Source organism: Sphingorhabdus sp. EL138 (assembly GCF_900258045.1).
Classification (GTDB): domain Bacteria; phylum Pseudomonadota; class Alphaproteobacteria; order Sphingomonadales; family Sphingomonadaceae; genus Parasphingorhabdus.
The window spans coordinates 1,549,095-1,570,479 of the sequence record NZ_OGVD01000004.1 but is presented as its reverse complement, the minus strand read 5'-3'; the positions used below and the strand labels follow the sequence as shown (position 1 = coordinate 1,570,479).

20 protein-coding genes and 1 riboswitch are annotated in these 21,385 nt (G+C 54.2%); of the genes, 17 read left to right on the top strand and 3 right to left on the bottom strand.

Annotated features, from left to right (window positions below; all coding sequences use genetic code 11):
- Nucleotides 1-78 precede the first annotated feature (78 nt).
- The 10 genes from DK507_RS17505 to DK507_RS17460 all read left to right on the top strand — a co-directional run bounded on the left by DK507_RS17505 (nucleotide 79) and on the right by DK507_RS17460 (nucleotide 11,887).
- Entirely contained in the window at nucleotides 79-1,866 is a 1,788-nt protein-coding gene (locus tag DK507_RS17505) for an SPOR domain-containing protein (protein WP_109357563.1), read from the top strand.
- Nucleotides 1,866-3,026 (top strand): deoxyguanosinetriphosphate triphosphohydrolase, encoded by a 1,161-nt coding sequence (locus tag DK507_RS17500; RefSeq protein ID WP_109357562.1) that lies wholly within the window; start codon nucleotides 1,866-1,868, stop codon nucleotides 3,024-3,026. The genes DK507_RS17505 and DK507_RS17500 overlap by 1 nt, the downstream gene beginning before the upstream one ends.
- A complete protein-coding gene (locus DK507_RS17495; RefSeq protein ID WP_254054435.1) occupies nucleotides 3,023-3,700 on the top strand; it encodes an NAD(P)H-binding protein in 678 nt (225 codons plus the stop codon). The genes DK507_RS17500 and DK507_RS17495 overlap by 4 nt, the downstream gene beginning before the upstream one ends.
- 99 nt (nucleotides 3,701-3,799) lie before the next feature.
- Nucleotides 3,800-3,897: riboswitch (glycine riboswitch) on the top strand.
- Nucleotides 3,898-4,062: 165 nt separating this feature from the next.
- Nucleotides 4,063-5,208, top strand: a complete 1,146-nt coding sequence (gene gcvT / locus DK507_RS17490; RefSeq protein WP_109357560.1) for a glycine cleavage system aminomethyltransferase GcvT — start codon at nucleotides 4,063-4,065, stop codon at nucleotides 5,206-5,208.
- A 29-nt stretch (nucleotides 5,209-5,237) separates the two neighbouring features.
- A complete protein-coding gene (gcvH, locus tag DK507_RS17485; protein WP_109357559.1) occupies nucleotides 5,238-5,609 on the top strand; it encodes a glycine cleavage system protein GcvH in 372 nt (123 codons plus the stop codon).
- A gap of 17 nt (nucleotides 5,610-5,626) precedes the next feature.
- The gene (gene gcvPA, locus DK507_RS17480) at nucleotides 5,627-6,985 is read left to right on the top strand and encodes an aminomethyl-transferring glycine dehydrogenase subunit GcvPA (RefSeq protein ID WP_109357558.1); all 1,359 of its coding nucleotides are present in this window, start codon (nucleotides 5,627-5,629) and stop codon (nucleotides 6,983-6,985) included.
- Nucleotides 6,982-8,565 (top strand): aminomethyl-transferring glycine dehydrogenase subunit GcvPB, encoded by a 1,584-nt coding sequence (gcvPB, locus tag DK507_RS17475; protein WP_109357557.1) that lies wholly within the window; start codon nucleotides 6,982-6,984, stop codon nucleotides 8,563-8,565. The genes gcvPA and gcvPB overlap by 4 nt, the downstream gene beginning before the upstream one ends.
- Before the next feature lie 91 nt (nucleotides 8,566-8,656).
- A complete protein-coding gene (locus DK507_RS17470; protein WP_254054459.1) occupies nucleotides 8,657-9,583 on the top strand; it encodes a bile acid:sodium symporter family protein in 927 nt (308 codons plus the stop codon).
- Nucleotides 9,573-10,220, top strand: a complete 648-nt coding sequence (locus tag DK507_RS17465) for a DUF938 domain-containing protein (protein ID WP_109357556.1) — start codon at nucleotides 9,573-9,575, stop codon at nucleotides 10,218-10,220. The genes DK507_RS17470 and DK507_RS17465 overlap by 11 nt, the downstream gene beginning before the upstream one ends.
- An 80-nt stretch (nucleotides 10,221-10,300) precedes the next feature.
- Nucleotides 10,301-11,887 carry a long-chain-fatty-acid--CoA ligase gene (locus DK507_RS17460; protein ID WP_109357555.1) on the top strand — a complete coding sequence of 529 codons (1,587 nt, stop codon included), beginning with the start codon at nucleotides 10,301-10,303 and terminating at the stop codon, nucleotides 11,885-11,887.
- 20 nt (nucleotides 11,888-11,907) lie between these two features.
- Here DK507_RS17460 and DK507_RS17455 read toward each other — a convergent pair whose 3' ends face one another.
- Nucleotides 11,908-12,495, bottom strand: a complete 588-nt coding sequence (locus tag DK507_RS17455; protein ID WP_109357554.1) for a TetR/AcrR family transcriptional regulator — start codon at nucleotides 12,493-12,495, stop codon at nucleotides 11,908-11,910.
- Nucleotides 12,496-12,612: 117 nt separating this feature from the next.
- On the opposite strand from DK507_RS17455, the gene DK507_RS17450 reads away from it, so the two are divergent.
- Genes DK507_RS17450 through DK507_RS17440 form a run of 3 tightly spaced genes read left to right on the top strand, consistent with a single transcriptional unit; the run spans nucleotide 12,613 to nucleotide 13,901 of the window.
- Nucleotides 12,613-12,930: a YciI family protein gene (locus DK507_RS17450; protein ID WP_109357553.1), complete on the top strand. Its 318-nt coding sequence runs from the start codon at nucleotides 12,613-12,615 to the stop codon at nucleotides 12,928-12,930.
- Nucleotides 12,931-12,939: 9 nt separating this feature from the next.
- Nucleotides 12,940-13,347 carry a hypothetical protein gene (locus DK507_RS17445; RefSeq protein WP_109357552.1) on the top strand — a complete coding sequence of 136 codons (408 nt, stop codon included), beginning with the start codon at nucleotides 12,940-12,942 and terminating at the stop codon, nucleotides 13,345-13,347.
- Entirely contained in the window at nucleotides 13,344-13,901 is a 558-nt protein-coding gene (locus tag DK507_RS17440) for a dihydrofolate reductase family protein (RefSeq protein ID WP_109357551.1), read from the top strand. Before DK507_RS17445 ends, DK507_RS17440 begins: the two co-directional genes overlap by 4 nt.
- A 20-nt stretch (nucleotides 13,902-13,921) precedes the next feature.
- Here DK507_RS17440 and DK507_RS17435 read toward each other — a convergent pair whose 3' ends face one another.
- Together DK507_RS17435 and DK507_RS17430 are read right to left on the bottom strand one after the other, a co-directional pair.
- A complete protein-coding gene (locus DK507_RS17435) occupies nucleotides 13,922-15,664 on the bottom strand; it encodes an amidohydrolase (protein WP_109357550.1) in 1,743 nt (580 codons plus the stop codon).
- Nucleotides 15,665-15,718: 54 nt separating this feature from the next.
- Entirely contained in the window at nucleotides 15,719-16,672 is a 954-nt protein-coding gene (locus tag DK507_RS17430; RefSeq protein ID WP_109357549.1) for a DMT family transporter, read from the bottom strand.
- Nucleotides 16,673-16,898: 226 nt separating this feature from the next.
- Here DK507_RS17430 and DK507_RS17425 point away from each other — a divergent pair, with 226 nt between their 5' ends.
- The 4 genes from DK507_RS17425 (at nucleotide 16,899) to DK507_RS17410 (ending at nucleotide 21,385) form a co-directional block, all read left to right on the top strand.
- Complete coding sequence (locus DK507_RS17425) at nucleotides 16,899-18,317, top strand: aldehyde dehydrogenase family protein (RefSeq protein ID WP_109357548.1); 1,419 nt, start codon at nucleotides 16,899-16,901, stop codon at nucleotides 18,315-18,317.
- A 63-nt stretch (nucleotides 18,318-18,380) separates the two neighbouring features.
- Nucleotides 18,381-19,526, top strand: coding sequence for an acyl-CoA dehydrogenase family protein (locus DK507_RS17420; RefSeq protein WP_109357547.1), 1,146 nt, complete (start codon nucleotides 18,381-18,383; stop codon nucleotides 19,524-19,526).
- Between the two features lie 36 nt (nucleotides 19,527-19,562).
- Complete coding sequence (locus tag DK507_RS17415) at nucleotides 19,563-20,606, top strand: enoyl-CoA hydratase/isomerase family protein (protein ID WP_109357546.1); 1,044 nt, start codon at nucleotides 19,563-19,565, stop codon at nucleotides 20,604-20,606.
- The gene (locus tag DK507_RS17410) at nucleotides 20,603-21,385 is read left to right on the top strand and encodes an enoyl-CoA hydratase-related protein (protein WP_109357545.1); all 783 of its coding nucleotides are present in this window, start codon (nucleotides 20,603-20,605) and stop codon (nucleotides 21,383-21,385) included. The genes DK507_RS17415 and DK507_RS17410 overlap by 4 nt, the downstream gene beginning before the upstream one ends.

The following is a 21,385-nucleotide window of genomic DNA, read 5'->3' as shown; positions in this document are numbered from 1 at the left end:
GTCTGGGGCTTCCGGTTTTTTGACCGCCCTTTTGGTTTGTCTTTTGGTGGGGGCGACTGGCCTTGCAATCTATTTTCTGTGCTTGATTTCAGCGCGGTCAAATCGTTTAATATGCCGGTGAAAACGATCTCGAAATATTTGATTCTGGCGGCCTTGCCACTGGCCGGTTTCGCCTTGCCTGTACCCCAGGCCCAGGCCCAGAAAAGTGCGCAATCCAGCAACACTGATCTGCAGGACGCGCTTCGCCGTATCGCTCGTAATTCCAACGATTCTTCAGCGTTGGCAGATGCAGGATTGGCGGCGCTGGAGCTTGGTGATACGCGTGCCGCCATCGGCTTTCTGGCCAGAGCAAACGAAATTTATCCCCGCAGTGGCCGCGTAAAAGCTGGTCTCGCGCGGTCTCTGTTGCTTGAGCAAAATCCCTTCGGCGCGATCCGCTATTTTGATGAAGCGACGGCCAATGGTATCGCAGCAAAAGACATCGCGATTGATCGCGGTCTTGCTTATGATCTGATCGGGCGAAATGCCGATGCGCAAAAAGACTATCAGCTGGCTTTGAGTCATGGCCGAAGTGACAAGCTGTTGAAACGTTATGCGATTTCGCTGGGGATCAGCGGCGATGTCGAAGGCGCTGAGGCTCAGTTAAACCCTCTGCTACAAAAAAGTGATCGTGATGCTTGGCGTAACCGGGCTTTCATTCTGGCGATGAACGGTCAGGAAAAAGAGGCCAACAAAATTGCGCGCCAGACCATGCAGAAACAAATGGCGAAAGCGATCAAACCGTTTTTCGATCGGATGCCAAAGCTGACTGCAGCGCAAAAGGCGGCCGCGGTGCATTTCGGCCATTTCCCGGCCAGTGAAAATATCGGTGTCGATGTTGCCTCGGTGCGCTTCGCGTCGCGCAACGCGGTGCGGGGCGGTGATGGTGCTGATGCGGGATTGATTCCCATCGGTGAACCGTTGGGGCGGGATGTCGAAAAACCAAAAGTACTGGCAATGCCCGATACCTCCCCGCGGCGCCGACCCGGTTCCAAGAGTAGCGACAAGAAAACGACGTTAAATGCCAATCGCAAAGGCGCAGGCGACAAAACCGTGCTGGCGCAAAATAGCCTGCCAACACCAAAGAGCGCGAGGCCGCTAGTGAAGCCCGCAGTAGCGCGGCCCAATGATCCCGTGACCAAAAATGCGGCGAAGGAAGACAAGTCATCACCATCTCCTGGATTTGAGACGGCTGTTGGAGGTTCTGTAAAAAAAGCACCTTTGGTATCCGAAACCGTCGCCAGAAAAGTGGATGTCGGTGGGACAAAAGCGCCTGCTAAATCGAGTGAAGAAAAGTCTAAAAAGCCGGTCCAACTGGTGAACTTTGACCTTGCAAAGGCAGGATCATCAGGACCATCGCCGATTGTGTCGGGAACACCCGGCGATAGTGCGTCCGGGGCCACACCACGCCGGCCTTTGTCTGACATTATCGGTTCTATAGCGATTCCGGATTCTGAGAAAAAAGCCGGGGTGGTGCCGGTGGATTTAGCCGCAATAACACCCGCTAAGCCAAAGCCGGCCGTGACTAAGGTGGAAGCTGAACCCAAACCACCGGAACACCCCAAACGCTATTGGGTCCAGATAGCGACCGGATCTGATCTCAAGGCGCTGAAATATGACTATCGTCGGATGTCGAAGAAAAACGCTGATCTGTTCGCGGCCACCAGCGGATGGACGTCGCCATGGGGGAAAACAAAACGGCTGGTGGTCGGTCCGTTTGACGATTTGAGTGCGGCAAAAAAGTTTGAAGCGGGTTTCCGCAAAGGCGGCGGAGATGGTTTTGCCTGGGTCAGTGCTGATGGCACGAAAGTGAACAAGCTGAACTAATGGTAAAAAACGCGAGCTATGCCAGCGACCCGCGTCAAAGCCGCGGCAGGCGCCATGATGAGGGGCGTTCTGACAATGACGGCAGCATCCGGGGACCACGCGATGATTTTCAGCGGGATCGCGACCGCATTATCCACTCGATATCCTTTCGCCGATTGCGTCATAAAACGCAGGTTTTTGTCGCTCCTGATGGTGACCATTTTCGCGTCCGTCTGACCCACAGTCTGGAAGTGGCGCAGATTGGCCGAACTATTGCGCGCTCTTTGGGGCTGAACGAAGATCTGACCGAAGCATTGTGTCTGGCACATGATATCGGTCATCCCCCCTTTGGTCACGCCGGAGAGGACGCGCTGGAAGAAGCACTGGCCGATCATGGCGGCTTCGATCATAATGCGCAGACAATAAGGACATTGACCAAGTTGGAGCGCCCCTATCCGCGCTGGAATGGCTTGAACCTGACATGGGAAATGCTCGAAGGTCTGGCCAAGCACAATGGTCCGATTGCGCAGCCCACTTGGGCCATGGCCGAAGCCAATGCCGGAATGGCGCTTGATTTGAACAGCTGGCCATCGTTAGAAGCGCAAATCGCGGCAGTTGCTGATGATATCGCTTATGACAATCACGATATTGACGATGGCATCAGGGCAGGCTTGCTGAGCATAGACCAGTTGCTAACACTACCGTTCATCGCGGAACGCTGGAGTGATATCTGCGCGCGCTTTCCGGATGTTAAGCGGAATCGTCTGGTTCCGGAACTTATCCGTGATCAAATTGGTCTGATGGTAAATAATGTGATCGAAACAACCGTCTCACGGATCAAGGAGCATGGCATAGAAACAGCCGATGATGTGCGCAGTGCCGGCTTGATGATTGGCGGTTTTTCGGATGACATGGCTGCAAAAGAGCGGACGCTCAAAAAATTCATGTATGCCAATTTGTATAACCATCCCGAGCAGATGGCGGCGGCGGACAATGCACGGGTTGTTGTCGCTGATCTGGTCGGTGCTTATCGGGACAAGCCGGATCTGATGCCTGAAAGCTGGGCGGCGGCGTTGCCGTCGGCGGAACCGGACCGTATCCGGCATATTGCCGATTTCATGGCCGGTATGACGGATCGCTATGCTAGCAACAGCCATAGTGAGATTTTTGGGGACACATGATGGCCGAGCCCGTTTTGATTGTTGGAGCAACTGGTCTGATCGGCAACTTGCTTGTCCGAAAGCTCATTGCGGATGGACGTGATGAAGGGCTTCACTTGCTGGTTCGTAAGCCGCTTGACGGCGACTATGGTGCGGCCACTATCCATGTCGCGTCTACCGAGCAATGGCCTGATATTATTGATGATATCAAAGCTGTACGAGCGGTTTCCTGCCTTGGCTCCACCATGAAAAAGGCCGGCTCGAAAGAGGCTTTTGCAGCGGTTGACCGCGATCTTGTTGGAGCGGTTGCGAAAGCCGCCAAGGCTGCGGGGGTAAGGCAGTTTATTGCCGTATCCTCGACAATGGCAAATGCTCAGGCCTCGCAATTTTACCTGAAAGTCAAAGGGCAGGCCGAAGAGTTGATGCGCGCACTGCAATTTGACCGGCTGGATATTATCAGACCGGGTTTGTTGCGCGGGGAGCGGACTAATGATGCAAGATTGGGTGAAAGTCTCGCAATCATTGCCAGTCCGGTGATGGACCGGTTGCTACACGGTTCCTTGCGGCGTTATCGGTCGATTGATGGGCGGGATGTCTCGGCGGCGATTGCGGCTCTCCTCACCGAAGATGCGGCTGGCGACAATATCTACGAAAATGATGAGATATGGAAATGGGCGGATCGCGAAACAGCGTAAACTTTTTACAGCCCTTCGACCTATCGAATCATTGACTCCCGAGGCCTGCTCGGTCACGCTTTCGGCTGCTTTTGATTGCCGCCTTGCAGGCACAGATCACGAAGCGATGCGGGAGAGCGCCAAACTCCATAAAAAGCTTGGCCGCCGAAGGAGCAACCGCCCCGGAAACTCTCAGGCCGATGGACCGCATCAGCTTCACAAGCACTCTGGAAAGAGCCCACCGTCGCTAAAGCTATGGCGGGCCACCGAAGGGGTAAGTGGCCGCTAATTCAGTGCCATGAAACTCTCAGGTTCCGTGACAGAGGGGGCAGTTTTGCAGGCTTTTGCTGTGAGCTGTACCTTATGCATGGGCGGAATTTTTAATGAGTGATGATAAAACCGAGACATTGAATAAATTGCCGCTCGATAGCTGGCACCGCAGACTTGGCGCGCGCATGGTACCTTTTGCGGGCTATGAAATGCCGGTGCAGTTTGAAGGCGTGATGGCCGAGCATCTGTGGACCCGTGACAATGCCGGTTTGTTTGATGTCAGTCATATGGGGCAGGTGCAATTGGATGGTGAAGGTGCGGCAGACGCGCTGGAAGCAATTGTTCCTGGTAACATCTCTGCCCTGGGTGCAGGCAAAATCCGCTATACGCTACTGCTGGCGCAGGATGGCGGCATATTGGACGACCTGATGGTGACCAATACTGGCCGTAATCTCTATCTGGTGGTCAATGGTGCAACCAAGCATGATGATATCGCCTATTTTGAGGCGCAACTGCCATCCGATGTTACGCTGAGTCATATGGAAGATAGCGCATTGCTAGCATTGCAAGGACCGAAAGCTGCCGAAGCACTGGCAAAGCTAAACATAAGCCCGATGCAGCCCGACTGGCCGGTGCCAACCGATCTTTATTTCATGGAAGCCGGGCCCTTTATGTGGGGTGATATCCCATTGGGCATTAGCCGTTCCGGTTATACCGGTGAAGATGGATTCGAGATCAGCGTTCCCGCGGAACATGCGGAGAAACTGGCAGCGGCCTTATGTGCCTTGGAAGAGATTAAGCCTATTGGTTTGGGGGCACGCGATAGCCTACGGCTAGAAGCGGGATTGCCGCTATATGGCCATGATATGGATGCACACGTCCTGCCGGTGGAAGCCAATTTGAACTTCGCTCTGTCGAAAGCGCGGCGGGAAGAAGGTAATTTTGCCGGCGCCGAGCGGGTATTGGCGCAATATCCCGACAGGGCAGAGAAAAAACGTGTGGGATTGTTCGTCGACGGTCGTCAGCCCGTCCGCGAAGGCGCCAGCGTGGTTGATACCGATGGCAATGCCATTGGCGCAGTCACCAGCGGCGGTTTCTCTCCGACGCTGCAGAAACCTATCGCCATGGCTTATGTGCCGACGGCGCTAGCCGAAACGGGAACCGAAATCACCGTGGAACAACGCGGCAAAGCGATACCCTGCACCGTCGCTGACATGCCCTTTGTGCCGCATAACTATCACCGCAAACCGAAATTATAGACGATTAGAAGAGGGAAAAGGACGAGACTATGAGCCGATATTATACGGATGAGCATGAGTGGGTGGACGTCGAAGGTGAGACCGCGACCGTCGGCATTACCGATTATGCGCAAGAGCAATTGGGCGACATTGTGTTTGTCGAAACGCCTGAAACCGGAGCAGAACTGGCACAGGGCGATGATGCCGCAGTGGTCGAGTCCGTGAAAGCCGCATCCGATGTCTATGCCGCGGTTTCCGGAACGGTGGTCGAAGTGAATGATGCACTGGAAGACGAACCCGCGCTGGTCAACAGCTCCGCCGAAGAAGATGGCTGGTTTTTCCGGGTGACGCTGTCTGACAAATCCGAACTCGACGATCTGATGGATGAGAAAGCCTACAAGGCCTTTGTCGACGGACTCTAGAAACTGAGGAATAGAAAATGCGTTATTTACCGCTAACTCCAAATGACCGTCAGGATATGCTGGCGACAATTGGTGCCAGCAGCATCGACGAGCTTTTTGTCGATGTGCCAGAGGATGCGCGGCTGGATGGTCCGATTCGTGATCTGCCGATGCATGCCGGGGAAATGGCGGTCGAAGCGCATATGAAGAAGCTGGCCAAAAATAACTCGGCCGCCGGTGATATGCCGTTCTTCCTGGGGGCAGGGGCCTATCGCCACCATGTGCCCGCTAGCGTTGATCACATCATCCAGCGTGGCGAGTTTCTGACGGCTTATACGCCCTATCAGCCTGAAATTGCGCAGGGGACGTTGCAGACCCTTTTCGAGTTCCAGACACAGGTTGCGCGGTTATTCGGCGTCGATGTCGCCAATGCGTCTATGTATGATGGTTCCACTGCTTGCTGGGAAGCGATTGTCATGGCGCGACGGATCACAAAACGCGGCAAGGCGGTTCTCTCTTCCGGCCTGCATCCACATTATGTGTCGGTGGCTAAGACCATGGCGCGCTTTACGAAAGACCAACTGGTTAGCGAAGCGCCAACGTTAGACGCGGCGACCGATGGCGTCGATCTGCTCGACCAGATTGATGACGATACCAGCTGTGTTGTTGTCCAATATCCTGATATTTTGGGACGCATATCTGACATGTCTGCCCTTGCGGAAAAAGTCCATAGTCACAAGGCGTTGCTGATTGCTGTTGTGACAGAACCTGTCGCACTAGGCGCGATCAAGGCGCCAGGTCAGATGGACGCGGATATCGTCGTTGGCGAAGGTCAGTCGCTTGGCGTCGGCCTGCAATTTGGAGGACCTTATGTGGGTCTGTTTGGCTGCAAACAGAAATATGTGCGGCAGATGCCGGGACGTCTGTGCGGCGAAACGGTCGATGCAGAAGGCAAGCGCGGTTTTGTGCTGACCTTGTCCACGCGCGAGCAGCATATTCGCCGTGAGAAAGCGACATCTAACATCTGCACCAATAGCGGGCTTTGTGCGCTGGCCTTTACGGCACACATGACATTGCTTGGCGAAAAAGGTTTACGTGACCTCGCGATGCTCAATCACAAAAAAGCGGTTGTCGCCGCCGATCGCCTGACGCAGATCAAGGGTGTGTCGCTTTTGAATGATAGCTTTTTCAATGAGTTCACATTGGTTCTTGATAAAGATACACGGCCAATTGTCCGCAAGCTGGCGGATCAAAAAATTCTGGCCGGTGTGTCTCTCGGCCGTCTCTATCCGGATGAAAGTGGATTGGCCCACGGGCTTGTTGTCGCTGTGACAGAGACGACCAGCGACGAGGATGTCGAAACGCTGGCGACTGCGCTGGAAGGAGAATTGGCATGAGCATGCTCACCGAAGGTCGTCCGACGAAACAGGAAGAGAATATCATCGCGCCAGATTCAGGTGCGCTGAAGACCCATACCGGCAATCGTGCGCTAATGGTTGATGAGCCATTGATTTTCGAGACCGGATCGCCCGACCGCAGTGGCGTTGACTTGCCAGCAGCGCCAGCGGCTGAGAGTCGTCTGGGCGGTCTCGACCGGGACGAACCCATCAGCATTCCCGGGCTGTCCGAAGCGGAGGCTGTGCGCCATTATACGCGACTTAGTCGTCAGAACTATGCCATTGATGTCGGTCTGTTCCCGCTGGGTAGCTGCACGATGAAGCATAATCCGCGCCTCAATGAGAAAATGGCACGGCTCAAGGGCTTTTCGGATATCCACCCGCTACAGCCGGTAGACAGTGTGCAGGGTGCGCTCGAAACCATTTACCAGCTCGCCGAGTGGCTCAAGAAACTAACCGGCATGCCAGCAGTGGCGATGAGCCCGAAAGCCGGTGCGCATGGTGAGCTGTGCGGCATCCTGGCCATCCGTTCGGCTCTTGAAGCACGCGGTGATGCTCGGGAAGTCATATTAGTTCCAGAAAGCGCCCATGGCACCAATCCCGCCACGGCCGCATTTGCAGGTTATAAGGTGGAGGATATTCCCGCCAATGCCGATGGCCGTGTCGATCTTGACGCCCTAAAGGCACGCCTCGGTCCTGATGTGGCCGGTGTGATGATCACCAATCCCAATACTTGCGGTCTGTTCGAACCGGATATGAAGGCCATTTCCGATGCGGTGCATGCGGCCGGCGGTCTGGTTTATTGTGACGGCGCCAATTTCAATGCGATTGTGGGTCGGGTACGGCCCGGTGATCTTGGCATTGATGCGATGCATATCAACTTGCACAAGACCTTCTCCACCCCGCATGGCGGTGGTGGACCAGGTTCCGGTCCGGTGGTATTCTCCGAAGCGCTGGAACCTTTCGCGCCTCTGCCATTCGTTGAAAAAACCGAAAAGGGCCATTTCCATCTCGTCGAAGAGGAAACTGCAGAAGACCATCATGAGAGCAGCTTTGGTCGGATGGTCGCCTTTCATGGCCAGATGGGTATGTTCACGCGTGCCCTCACTTACATGCTGAGCCATGGTGCCGATGGCCTGAAACAGGTTGCCGAGGATGCGGTGCTCAATGCAAACTATGTTCTGCGCAGCCTGGAGGCCGTGCTCGAAGCCCCATTCGCCAATTCAGGGCCATGCATGCATGAGGCCTTGTTCTCGGACAATGGTTTCGCCAACGGCCTGACCACGCTAGATCTCGCCAAGGGCCTGATTGACGAGGGCTATCATCCGATGACCATGTATTTCCCGTTGGTGGTTCATGGCGCGATGCTGGTCGAGCCGACGGAAACGGAAAGCAAGGCGGCGATTGACCAGTTTATCGGCGCTCTGCGGTCGGTGGCAGAGCGGGCCAAGGCTGGTGATGAGCTGCTGAAATCCGCGCCGCATTTTGCTCCGCGCCGACGGCTGGACGAGACGCAAGCTGCCCGCAAACCGATTTTGGTCTGGAAAGAACCGGAGGAATATGCTGAAGCAGCCGAGTAAAGGCTGACTGACAGCCGGTTTTTGGGGGCAATATGATACAGCGCTTAACTAACCTGTTTGCGCTGTGGACTGTCATAGGCACCGCTTGGGCGTGGTCCTACCGGAGCATTTTCTCTGGGTGGTTGACGGGCGTTTCCGGCCACTGGGCCAACCGCTGATCAGCGTCATGTTGGGGTTTATCATGCTGGGTATGGGCCTGACGCTGTCCTTTGAAGACTTCAAACGCATTGCCCGTATTCCGAAATGCGTGGGGGTAGGCGTTGTCTTGCAATTCACCGTGATGCCGCTCGCCGGGATTGCCATAGCGATACTGGCGGGTCTGGAGACGGGTTTGGCGGTTGGGTTGATCCTAGTGTCCTGTTGTCCGGGCGGCACCGCGTCCAATGTCGTTGCCTATCTCGCCAACGCTAATCTCGCGCTCTCCGTAACGATGACTATGGCTTCTACCCTGATCGCTGTTGTCGCTACGCCATTGCTTACCGGCTGGTTGGCTGGAAAATTTGTCGAGATTGATCAGTGGAACCTGTTCATCAACATGGTCTCGATCGTGCTGTTGCCGGTGATCGCCGGCGTGCTGCTCAACCGTTATTTTTCCAAAGCGACGGCAAAAATCGCAACAGTTTCTCCGCTCGCATCAGTGATCGTGATTGTGTTGATCGTCGGTGCCATTATCGCCAATTCTAAAGCCTTGATACAGGAACATTTTGGTATATTGATGCTGGCGGTGCTGCTGCTTCATGTTTTCGGGTTCGGTCTGGGTTATATGCTGACCCGGGCTTTGGGCTTTGGTGTGGGAGAACGACGGACAATCAGTATTGAGGTCGGTATGCAAAATAGCGGTCTGGGTTCCAGTCTTGCATCGACGCCCGCCTTCGCCGCGCAATTTGCAAATCCTATGCAAGCGGCTCTCGCGCCGGTTCCCAGCGCGATCTCAGCGGTCTATCATGTGGTTATTGGCAGTTTTCTTGCCGCGATCTGGCGGCGGCAACCTGTCGAGGAGCGCCTTGATGACAAATGAGGGCGATTCCACCCCATGGTTCCGCGATCAGGCTGGCCCGGAGGATGAAAAGCACGCCCCCGCCACTCTGCGCAACCGCGATGCGATCATTGCAGTGCTGCAGGAAGTCTTGCCGGATAGTGGCACCGTGCTGGAAATTGCCAGCGGTACGGGCGAGCATGCGGTCTATTTCGGTGAGAAATTCCCGGACCTGACATGGCAGCCTAGCGATCCCGATCCGGATGGTTGCCGTTCCATTGCCGCCTGGACGAAGCGGGCAGGGGTGGGCAATGTCCTGCCACCACTGCAACTCGACGCGCTGGCTCTCCGTTGGGATATTGAAAAACCTTCTGCGATCTTGTGCATCAACATGGTTCATATCGCTCCGTGGGAGGCGTCTATCGGGCTGTTTGAGAAGGCAGCCCTCCTGCTGGAGTCAGGCAGCAGTTTCTATCTCTATGGGCCTTATTTTCGCGGTGATGCGCCAACGGCGCAAGGCAATCTCGACTTTGACCGCAGTCTCAAAAGCCGCAATTTGCGCTGGGGTATCCGCGAAGTCGCTGACATGAATGCGCTGGCCACGAAAAACGGGTTTACGCGTACCGACCTTGTTGAAATGCCAGCCAATAACCTGTCGCTAATTTATCGGCGCGACTGACCCTGTTGCCGTAGCGTCAATGCTCTTGCCTTGATTTAAGCGACCGCTTAACGTCGTGAAAAATAGATTGAGGAGTGGGCATGTCAAACGAAACGCCAGAAATTCGCCGGTGCATGGGATCATCCATCGCCTATTGGGCAGAGCGCCTGCCAGATAATATCGCGCTGGATGATGCCGCGGGGGTGGTGACCTATGCGGAACTCGACCGGATCGTCACTGACTATGCGCGGGCCTTTACAGGCTCCGGTTTGAAAGAAGGTGACCGGGTCTGCTGGCTGGGCAAGAACAGCGCGCTTTATTTCACCCTCTTTGCAGCTGCGAGCCGCGCAGGCGCCGTGATCGCCCCGATCGGCTGGCGCCTTGCTGCGCCCGAAGTCGCTTATGTGCTTAAAGACACGCAGGCACCGCTGCTGATCTGTGAGCCGGAATTTGCCGAGGTCGCCAAACAGGCGGCTGCACAGGCGGGCACGGTGAAAACCATTCTTGTTGCGGGAGAGGCAGATGGTCTGCAAGCATTGGATGAGTGGCTGGTCAAAACCCAGCCCGGCGAGCTCCCCGAGACCGATCCGGCAAAGGGCGTACTGCAACTCTACACCTCTGGCACCACCGGCAATCCCAAGGGTGCGGTGCTGACCAACGACAATCTGTTCAAGATGCGTCCGCTGGTCGAGAACAAGCCGGAACATGCCTGGATTGACATTGGCCCTGACGACAGCACGCTTGCAGTGATGCCTTGCGCGCATATTGCCGGGTCGGGCATTGGACCGATTGCCTTTTACAATGGCGCCACCATGATGGTCATTCCCGAATTCCACCCTGACAGCGTGCTGGATTGCGTGGACAAGGGGCTCAACCAGTTTTTCCTTGTACCGACGGCGTTGCAAATGCTGGTCAACTGGCCGCGGGCAAAGGCAACGGATTTTTCTACAGTTCGTTCGGTCACCTATGGTGCGGCGCCGATTCCGTTGGAGCTGCTGCGCCAGTGTATCCAGACGATGCCACAGGCTTTATTCTGTCAGCAATATGGCATGACCGAAACCACCGGCACAGTATGCATCCTGCCGCCCGAGGATCATGATCCGGATGGCAACGAGCGGATGCGCGGTATCGGCGTGCCGCTGCCCGGAGTGGAAATGAAAATTGTCGATGAGCAGCGTCAGGAAGTGCCGCCCGGTACAATCGGAGAAATCGCGACACGATCTGGTCTTAACATGCTGCATTATTTCAATAATCCTGAAAAGACTGCCGAGACAGTGGACAGTGATAGCTGGCTCTATACCGGCGATGCTGCGATCATGGACGAAGACGGCTATTTTTACATAAAAGACCGGGTGAAGGATATGATCATCTCCGGCGGCGAAAATGTTTATCCGGCAGAAGTCGAAAACGCGATTTTCGGTCACCCGCAGGTGAACGAAGTCGCGGTCATCGGTATCCCCGACGAAAAATGGGGAGAAGCGGTCAAGGCGGTTGTCTCGCCCAAGCCCGATGCAGGCGAGATTGACGCGGATAGCGTAATAAGCTGGGCACGCGAGCGGATTGCCGGTTTCAAGGTACCGAAATCGGTTGATGTGATTCCGGAGTTACCGCGCAACGCTAGCGGCAAGATTTTGAGAAGAGAGTTGCGTGTACCCTATTGGGAGGGAAAAGACCGGGGCGTGAATTAGGCATGTGCGATCCTGATATCCTAGTTGGTCAACTGACCTAACGCAAAGTCCTGCGCCGCCGCACGAACCTCTTCCGCCAGTTCTGAATCGGGCAGCGATTTGGCAATAACCATGCCGCCTACACACAACGCGGCGAGCGATAACGCCCGTTGCCGTCCTTGATCACCTTTGTCACCAAGACCCTTTTCAAACAGTCCAACCATCGCCTCCAGAAGTTGCAGATAGGACGTCTGAACTTGCGGATTGGAGCGTGCGATATCCGACGGCAAGGCGATCATCGGGCATTGTCCATCGATATCGCCCAAATGTTCCGACGACAGATATCCGGATATCATCTGGCGGACCATGCCTTCTCCTGGTGAACCTGGATCAACGCCCGCGTCTTTTCTCCATTCAGCGCCGCGGCCATGAAGAAAGCTGGATACCGCAGCGTGATGGAGCTGTTCTTTCGTCTTGAAATGATTGTAGAAACCACCACGCGTAAGCCCTGCATTTTCCATCACCATGTCGATCGTAACGTCCTGAAAGCCGTGTCGGTTGAACAGGATCCGCGCGGACTCAACGATCTTGGCCCGTGTCTGCCGCTTATGTTCTGCGCTGTAAGGCATTGAATTTCTCTCCGTTTCACAAGACCATAGAAGACTTCTAAAAATGTTCTTTAACATATTTAGATTGGCGCAATAAAGATGGTTTGAAAAACAGCAAACCTTCAGAGGAGAACAAAAATGCAGAAATTCATCCTGGCTTATCATGGCGGCAAAACTTCAATGACACCGGAAGAAGGACAACAACACATGCAGAAATGGATGGCGTGGATGGATGGCTTGGGTGATGCGGTCGTAGATCGCGGCCTCCCTGTTGGTCAATCGATTACCGTCAGCTCTGACGGCGTGACGGAAGATGGTGGCGCAAACCCGTTGTCCGGCATCACAATCATTCAGGCCGAAAACCAGGATGACGCCATTGCTATGACGCAAAAATCGCCCCACCTCGACATTGGCGGCACTATTGAACTGGCTCCGGCCATGGACATGCCGATGTAGGGGGCGACCATGAAGCACTCATTGTCGATCGTTGCTTTTATATTGATCACCTTCGCTGTTCAGGGATTGAACCACTTTGTGATCAATGCAGAGCATTACGCGAATGTTGAGTTTGCGCGACCGGAACCTGTAATGGCTCTCGGTTTTCTGACTATGATCGTACAGGGCAGTATTTTGACCTTGGCGCTGGGTTACATTGCTCCGATGGGGGCAAGGATAAAGGATGCTATGATCGTGTCGCTCAGCTTCGGTTTGTTTCTTGGTTTCTATATTGCAGTAACGGAACCGGCCAAATATGCAGCCCCATCTGTCCCTGGATGGATATTCACAGAGGGATTGGCGAGCACAATCCAATTTACCCTGTTTGGCTATGTGTTAGGCTTGATTCATCGACGTTTTACGAAAGTACCCGCATGAGAAATATCGCAGCACTGACGTTCGTTACTCTTGACGGCGTTATGCAAGCTGTGCGGCTGCCCGATGAAGATCGCTCTGGCGGTTTTACATCGGGCGGCTGGGCCGCAGAATATTGGGATCCGGTTATGGAGCAGGTGCAAAAGGAGGCGATGGCCGAACCTTATGATATGCTGCTGGGCCGTAAAACCTATGAGATGTTTTCTAGCCATCAGGATGCGAGCACGAATGGTGGACATGTCTATGTTATGTCATCTGGAAATCCGGAGCCTGTATGGCCGAAAACGACGTTCCTGTCGGATGATGCTGTTTCGGAGATTACCAAGCTCAAAAACCGGGATGGCCCCTTATTGCAAATTCATGGCAGCTGGCAATTGATCCAAACCCTGCTGCTGGCGGACCTGATCGATGAATTTCGTCTGTGGACATTTCCCGTGATTGTCGGGGCAGGCAAACGGCTATTTGACTGCAATGTCGAAACAGGGACGCTTAAACTGGTCAAGACAGGGCCGACAGGAAATGGCGCCATCATGAGCGTTTACCGAAAACCGGACTAGATTGCGGTCAACAAAAAAACCTATCGCGCCGGGAACCAGCGGCCCTCAAACACCACGCCTTCGACCTGTACCTCCTGTAATTTCGTCGCGCCGCCTTCATAAGGGTCACGATCAAGCACTGTGAAATCGGCTTTCTTGCCGGTGGTAATGCTGCCGACCATCGCATCAAGCCCGATGACTTGAGCTGCCTCAATCGTGATGGCACGCAAAGCCTTGTCAAGCGATAGACGTTCGGCAGGAGCCTTGGTGTTGCCGTCCAGCGTGATCCGGTTGCTTGCTACCCAGGCGAGGTAGAGCGGATTAATTGGCGCCATGTTAAAGTCGCTGTGCAGACCGAGCGGGACGCCTTTGCGTTCGAGAGAGCCGAGCCGGCTCATCTGCGCTGCGCGGTCGGGGCCCATCCCGGTCTTGGCATAAGTATCGCCGAGGATGCGGATATAATTGGGCTGGGCAGAGACATAGAGACCCATTTCGCCAATTCGCCGGTTCTGCGCCTCTGTTGAATAGCCGAGATGCTCCATTACAATATCCTGACCATTTTTGACCGATAGCCTCTCTGTGATATCAAGCACCACATCCAGGCCTTTGTCGCCATTGACATGGGTGTGGAGGTTCCAGCCGGCATCCCAGAACCGCTCGGTCTGTTTCAGCAATTCGTCTGGTTCGGTCAGCCATTTTCCTTCATGGCCGTCGCTATAGCCTGGAGGGTTCATCTGCATATATTGCGCGAAAAACGCGCCATCGGCGAACAGCTTTACCCGGTTGGAAAAGAAGAATTTATCGCTGTCATATTTAGCCTTCATATCCTTCAGCCAGACATTGGGATCGCCGGTGATCAGCGGAGCGACCGGAATAGCAAGGATACGCGATGGCATTGTCGGTTGATCATAAAGGCTCTTGAACAGTTTTGATTCCATCTCCGGCCCACCAAAGCCGCCAAAGGCCAAGTCGGCGCTTGTGGTGACTCCGTTTTCGAGCATCATCTGACGCATATCAGCTAGTCCCTGCTGCACTTTTTCGGGGGAGAAAAGATAGGGACGTAGCTTTTCAATCCCGTTGAAAAGGGCTGTTTCATGAATGATGCCGCTGTCATAATCGGCATGGCTGGGGTCGATACCGGGTTTGGTGAAGGCGGCGGCAAAGGCATCTTTCGTACCGATGCCCAGCAATTCCATCGCTGGTGTGTTGACGATAATTTCGTGGAAACTGCGCTGCCAGATCACCACCGCCCGGTCAGGTGCAATGCGATCGAGCAACGCGCGATCCATATCACCGTGGAACAGCTTGTGATGGCCCCAAGTGATGAAAAGCTCATCCGTGCTTTTCGCAAGAACCGCGCGCAGACGGCGTTCGTAATCCCCCTTGCCGCGCACTGCGGGATAGGATTTACCGGGCAAGTCCCAGCTTTCCGGGCTGATGAAGGGGATAGGCAGCATCATGATCGTCTGCATCGGATGGATATGCGGTTCGACAAATCCGGGCATCAGGATATTTTTGGCAAATTGCCGGTCCACCGTGACATCGCGGCCCTCTGTCCAGGCGTTCAGGTCATCAAGGGTTTTCCCCAAGCCCAGGACAATACCGTCAGCCGTTGCGACATAGCGGGCATCGGGGAAACCTGGTTCCATGGTGATGATTTTGGCCGCTTCGTACACGGTAACTTTGGGGTAGGGAACGGCGGGGGGCGGTTCATTGGCCGCCGCGATATTTGAAAATGTGAATATTGCGAATAGCGCAGCCAAATGATGCCAAAATTTATACATGTCCCTCTCCCTTTAATCAGGAGGCTATGCGCTTTGGACATACTTGCCAAGCTATCAGTTTTCGCTGTTTGCTTCTCGTGATGCCCGAACATGCTCCCGCCAGGCGATAAACAGGCCGGACCCGATGATGATTGGTGCACCCATTAAAATGGAGAATCCGGGCCACTGGCCGAAGACAATGATGCCAATAATCGTCGCCCAGAGTAACGCGCTATAATCCATCGGCATGATTGTAGACACTGGTGCAAAGCGCAACGACTGGGTGATGGTAAGTTGGCCAATCGCACCAAAAATACCTACGCCGAACAAATAGGCCCAGGTCTTGGCATCATGCCCACCGCCATAGATATAAGCGCAAATAGCGAGTGCGGGGAGAGTGTAAACCGAAAACCAGAATATGGTGACGATGCTGGTTTCCGTGCGACCCAGCATCCGGATGACAAGCGTAACCGACGCCGTAACCAATGCGCCGATCAACGCTACGGTTGCACCAAAGGCGGGGATCAGGTTGCCGCCTGGCTGGATAACCACCAAAACGCCGATGAAACCGATCAGGATGGCGGACCAGCGCCGGATACCGACCTTTTCACGGAGGATGAGCGCTGCGAACAGCGTCGCAAAAATCGGTACGGTAAAACTGATTGTAGTGGCATCGGCCAGCGGTAGCAGGGTCATGGCCCAGAAATTTAGTCCCATGGCAAAGATACCGAGCGTCGAACGCAGGATATGCAATCCGTGTTTGTCAGATTTTATAGCCGGCCAACCGGCTTCGCTGCGCCAGATCAGGAAACAAATTAAAGGCATGGCGGTTAGCTGCCGATAGAACAGGCTTTCGGTGACGTGGACGCCCTGTTGCCCGGCCAGTTTCACAAACGCGAACATAATCGCAAGCGAAAGCATGGCGGCCAGACGGGTGATTATACCCGCCATCGGCCGGTTTTGGCCGGCTACGGATGGTTGAACGGGTGCTGGCTCCACCGGCGCTTTATCTAAAACATCAGTTGTCATAGGGCCGATAGAGTGGTGGTGAAACGGTTCATTTCGCTGACGATAGGCGCAATCGGATTGTTAATGCAATTGCGTATCGCAGCAGCGCTCTGTTGCTTTTGTAATTTAATTGCGCGCGGCGTTGCATGCTTATCGGTGGTGAATTATATGTAACGGTAAAGAAAAAGCCGTGTTGACGAGTCCTTTTCCGTTGATATTCGAGCACAAATAATTTCAGGAGCTTAAAATGCTGGACACAACCACCAACCCGCAGGATCCGATTGCGGAAGAAGTCGCTGAACTGGTTGCGCGGTCGCGTGCAGCACAGCAGCAGATTGAAAATTACACACAGGAACAGGTTGATGAGCTCATCCGTGCGATGGTGTGGGCAGTCGCGGAGGAGTCCGTGGCCGAGAAAATTGCGCAACATACAGTCGATGAAACGCAGTTGGGTAATTATGACGGCAAATATCTGAAGATTTTCCGCAAGACGCGGGCGACCTTGTTCGATATTATCGACGACAAGTCGGTTGGTATCATCGAGGAAGATCACGAGCGCAATATCGTGAAAATTGCCAAACCGGTCGGCGTGATCGGTGCCTTGTCGCCATCGACCAATCCGGAAGCCACACCGGTGATCAAGGCGATCTCGGCAGTCAAAGGCCGCAACTCGATCATCGTTGCACCGCACCCCCGGGCGAAACTGACCAACAAAATGATTTGCGACTTGATGCGTGATGCCATCGTAAAGATGGGCGCACCGGCAGATCTGGTGATCAGCATTGATGTGCCATCGGTCGAGAAAACCAATGAACTGATGCGGCAATGTGATCGCGTGCTCGCCACTGGCGGCGGCGCAATGGTTACCGCAGCTTATTCCAGCGGGACACCTGCTTTGGGCGTTGGTGTCGGCAATGCGGTTATCACAGTGGATGAAAGCGCCGATCTGGAAGACGCAGCTGAAAAAATCCGCATCTCCAAAACTTTGGATCTGGCCGCAAGCTGTTCCTCAGATAATAGCGTGATTCTGGTCGATGCCATTTACGACGAGATGGTTGAAAAGCTGAAACATCAGGGCGGTTATCTGGTGAATGAAGAAGAAAAGCAGAAGCTGCAGGATGCGCTGTGGCCTGATGGTAAATTCAACACATCAATTGTTGCACAACCAGCAGAGAAGATCGCCGGTATGGCTGGTTTCAATTTACCGGAAGGGCGGACATTCTTCATGGTACCGGAAACCGGTTTCGGCCCGGACTTTCCATTCTCCGGAGAAAAACTGACAGTAATCATGGCGCTATATCGTGCAACCGATATTGAAGAAGCGATTGAGCTGACCAATAATATTCAGGCCTATCAGGGGCAGGGGCATAGCTGTGGTCTCTACTCGCAGTCAGACGAGAATATCATGAAGCTCGCCAATGCAACCCGTACATCCCGTGTGATGGTCAATCAGCCACAATCGGCCTCGAACAGCGGCAATTTGTGGAACGGCATGCGCCAGACTTTCTCGCTCGGCTGTGGTAGCTGGGGCGGCAATGGCACCAACAACAATATCACGTGGCGTGACTTGATCAACGAAACGTGGGTCTCCAAACCACTCGCAGTGTTCAAGGAGTTGCCCTCGGATGAAGACCTGTTTGGCGATGTGATGCGGAAATTGGCGTAACACATACGATATGAGATGGCGGGCGGCGGAACATAATCCGCCGCCCTTTTCAATGGAGTCACAATGACGGATCAATTTTCCCTAACCGAAGACCAGTTGGCCATTCAGGACATGGCCCAGAAATTTACCGCAGATGCGATTACTCCGCATGCCGGGAAATGGGACGAAGAGCATATCTTTCCGCGCGATGTCATCAAACAAAGCGCAGAACTGGGTTTCGGCGGAATTTATGTGTCCGAGGAGTCCGGCGGCATTGGCCTCGGCCGGCTGGAAAGCGCGATCATTATGGAAGCCATGGCCTATGGCTGTCCTTCAACCAGTGCGTTTATCTCCATCCACAATATGGCGGCCTGGATGATCGATACATTCGGCGCGCAGGCGGTGAAGGACAAATATCTGCCCGACCTGATCAGCATGGAGAAAATCTCCAGCTATTGCCTGACCGAACCGGGTGCCGGTTCGGATGCAGCATCGCTGAAGACCAAAGCGGTCAGAGATGGCGATCACTATGTCGTAAGCGGATCAAAGGCGTTTATTTCCGGTGGCGGAGAGAATGAGCTTTACGTCACGATGACGCGGACCTCGGATGATGGCGCCAGTGGCGTAACTTGTCTGGTCATCGAAAAGGATATGGAAGGCGTCAGCTTCGGCGCGAATGAAAAGAAGCTCGGTTGGCATTCGCAACCAACCGCTCAGGTCAATTTCGACAATGTGCGCGTGCCGATTGAAAACCGTGTCGGCGGCGAAGGTGAGGGCTTTCGCATCGCCATGGCAGGCCTTGACGGTGGTCGGCTGAATATTGGTGCCTGTTCACTAGGCGGAGCTCAGCGTTGTCTCGATGAGGCTGTTGCCTATACCAAGGAGCGCAAGCAATTTGGGAAGAGCATCAGCGACTTCCAGAACACCCAGTTCATGCTGGCCGACATGGCTACTGATCTGGAATCCTCACGTGCTCTGCTTTACATGGCGGCGGTAAAAGTGACGCAGGGTGCCCCCGACAAAACCAAATTTGCCGCGATGGCAAAACGCCTGGCGACTGACAACGGATCAAAGATCGTCAACGATGCGTTGCAGCTTTTTGGCGGATATGGCTATTTGCAGGACTATCCGATCGAGCGCTTCTGGCGCGATCTGCGTGTCCACTCGATCCTTGAAGGCACCAACCAAGTCATGCGGATGATTGTATCACGTGAAATGCTCAGGCAATAAGCGCATCGCAAGATTGGCCAAAACTAGAAAGATAAAATGACCGAAGATCTCATCATCAGGAAAACCGGCCGTGTCGGGCATATCAGCCTGAACCGCCCTAAAGTTATACATTCGCTGAATCTCGCCATGTGTGAAGCTATGCGTGATACGCTGATTGAATGGCGCGATGACGATAGCGTTGAAGCCGTGTTGATTGATCATAGCGAGGGTCGCGGATTTTGTGCAGGCGGTGACATCGCTATGTTGCAAGCGTCCGGTAAAAAAGACGGAAAAGAGGGCAGGGAATTTTTCTATACCGAGTATCAGCTCAACCATCTGTTGTTCGAATATCCAAAACCCGTGATCGCCTTCATGGACGGTATTACCATGGGCGGTGGTGTTGGTATTTCACAGCCAGCCAAATACCGGATTGCGACAGAAAATACCCGCTTTGCCATGCCGGAAACCGGTATTGGTCTGTTTCCAGATGTTGGTGGCGGTTGGTTCCTGTCGCGGCTCGCAGGGCGTTTAGGCCAGTTTCTCGCGCTTACCGGTGCGCGGCTTGATGGTGCGGAATGTAGGGAAGTGGGTTTGGCGACGCATTATTTGCAATCCGAGAAACTTGCAGAAGCGAAAGAACGGATCAGCGAAAACCCAGATCGGATAGACGGGATATTGGGTCAATTGTCTGACGTTGTGCCAGCGGCACGCATTACTGACAATCTAGGCAAGATCGACAAACTCTTTGCTTCGGATGTGTATGAAGAGATACTCGCGGCCTTGGACGCAGACGACAGTGATTGGGCCGCGAAAGAACGGGATACGCTAGGCACGAAAAGCCCGCAAACCTGCAAAGTAGCGCTGCGTCAACTGAAAGAAGGGGCGGCGATGGAAACATTTGCCGACGAAATGCGCAATGAATATCGCATTGGGGCACGCGTGTTGGTTCGGCACGACTTTATCGAGGGCGTTCGCGCGTTGATTGTCGACAAGGATAACAATCCCAAATGGGATCCCGCAACACCGGAAGATACAAGTGACGCATTGATCGACAGTATTTTTGCGCCGTTACCCGCAGATGAGGAATGGAAACCGCTATGACTTACGAAACAATTCTGACCGAACAAAAAGGGCAAGTAACGCTGATTACGCTGAATCGGCCCAAGTCACTCAATGCGTTGAATAGTGAGGTTCTGGATGAATTGATCAGTGCCTTTGCAGCCTTTGAAGCGGACGAAACGCAGCTTTGCGCGGTTCTGACGGGGTCGGGTGACAAGGCCTTTGCAGCAGGCGCCGACATCAAGGAAATGTTCGAGAAGTCTGCGGCTGATTTCTATCTGGAGGATTTTTTCTCCAAGTGGACCAGTCAGATTGTCAAGACAACACGCAAACCGTGGATAGCGGCGGTGAACGGCTTCGCACTGGGGGGTGGCTGTGAATTGGCGATGATGGCGGATTTCATCATTGCCAGTGAAAACGCCAAATTTGGTCAGCCGGAAATCAAACTGGGTGTTGCACCGGGCATGGGAGGGTCACAGCGCCTGACCCGCGCGGTGGGCAAGTCCAAATCGATGGACTTGTGTTTGACGGGCCGGATGATGGACGCAGAAGAAGCGGAACGATCAGGTCTCGTGGCGCGGGTCGTGCCTCACGATCAACTTGTTGACGAAGCTATCAAAGCCGCTGGAACAATTGCCTCGATGCCGCCGATGGCCATCCAGGTGAACAAGGAAATGGTCAATGCCGCATTTGAAACCATGCTTGATCAGGGCCTGCTGCACGAGCGCCGCCTGTTCCAGATACTGACCGCTACCGAAGACAAGGCTGAAGGCATGGCTGCGTTTATCGAGAAGCGTGAAGGCAAATGGAAGGGGCGCTAA

Excerpts from the sequence above, each read along its gene's own strand:
- gcvT (WP_109357560.1), top strand. The coding sequence starts at position 4,063 with ATGAGTGATGATAAAACCGAGACATTGAATAAATTGCCGCTCGATAGC.
- DK507_RS17435 (WP_109357550.1), bottom strand. The coding sequence starts at position 15,664 with ATGTATAAATTTTGGCATCATTTGGCTGCGCTATTCGCAATATTCACA.
- DK507_RS17425 (WP_109357548.1), top strand. The coding sequence starts at position 16,899 with ATGCTGGACACAACCACCAACCCGCAGGATCCGATTGCGGAAGAAGTC.
- DK507_RS17495 (WP_254054435.1), top strand. The coding sequence starts at position 3,023 with ATGATGGCCGAGCCCGTTTTGATTGTTGGAGCAACTGGTCTGATCGGC.
- gcvH (WP_109357559.1), top strand. The coding sequence starts at position 5,238 with ATGAGCCGATATTATACGGATGAGCATGAGTGGGTGGACGTCGAAGGT.
- DK507_RS17440 (WP_109357551.1), top strand. The coding sequence starts at position 13,344 with ATGAGAAATATCGCAGCACTGACGTTCGTTACTCTTGACGGCGTTATG.
- DK507_RS17455 (WP_109357554.1), bottom strand. The coding sequence starts at position 12,495 with ATGCCTTACAGCGCAGAACATAAGCGGCAGACACGGGCCAAGATCGTT.
- DK507_RS17450 (WP_109357553.1), top strand. The coding sequence starts at position 12,613 with ATGCAGAAATTCATCCTGGCTTATCATGGCGGCAAAACTTCAATGACA.
- DK507_RS17415 (WP_109357546.1), top strand. The coding sequence starts at position 19,563 with ATGACCGAAGATCTCATCATCAGGAAAACCGGCCGTGTCGGGCATATC.
- gcvPA (WP_109357558.1), top strand. The coding sequence starts at position 5,627 with ATGCGTTATTTACCGCTAACTCCAAATGACCGTCAGGATATGCTGGCG.
- DK507_RS17420 (WP_109357547.1), top strand. The coding sequence starts at position 18,381 with ATGACGGATCAATTTTCCCTAACCGAAGACCAGTTGGCCATTCAGGAC.
- DK507_RS17445 (WP_109357552.1), top strand. The coding sequence starts at position 12,940 with ATGAAGCACTCATTGTCGATCGTTGCTTTTATATTGATCACCTTCGCT.
- gcvPB (WP_109357557.1), top strand. The coding sequence starts at position 6,982 with ATGAGCATGCTCACCGAAGGTCGTCCGACGAAACAGGAAGAGAATATC.
- DK507_RS17500 (WP_109357562.1), top strand. The coding sequence starts at position 1,866 with ATGGTAAAAAACGCGAGCTATGCCAGCGACCCGCGTCAAAGCCGCGGC.
- DK507_RS17430 (WP_109357549.1), bottom strand. The coding sequence starts at position 16,672 with ATGACAACTGATGTTTTAGATAAAGCGCCGGTGGAGCCAGCACCCGTT.
- DK507_RS17410 (WP_109357545.1), top strand. The coding sequence starts at position 20,603 with ATGACTTACGAAACAATTCTGACCGAACAAAAAGGGCAAGTAACGCTG.
- DK507_RS17465 (WP_109357556.1), top strand. The coding sequence starts at position 9,573 with ATGACAAATGAGGGCGATTCCACCCCATGGTTCCGCGATCAGGCTGGC.
- DK507_RS17460 (WP_109357555.1), top strand. The coding sequence starts at position 10,301 with ATGTCAAACGAAACGCCAGAAATTCGCCGGTGCATGGGATCATCCATC.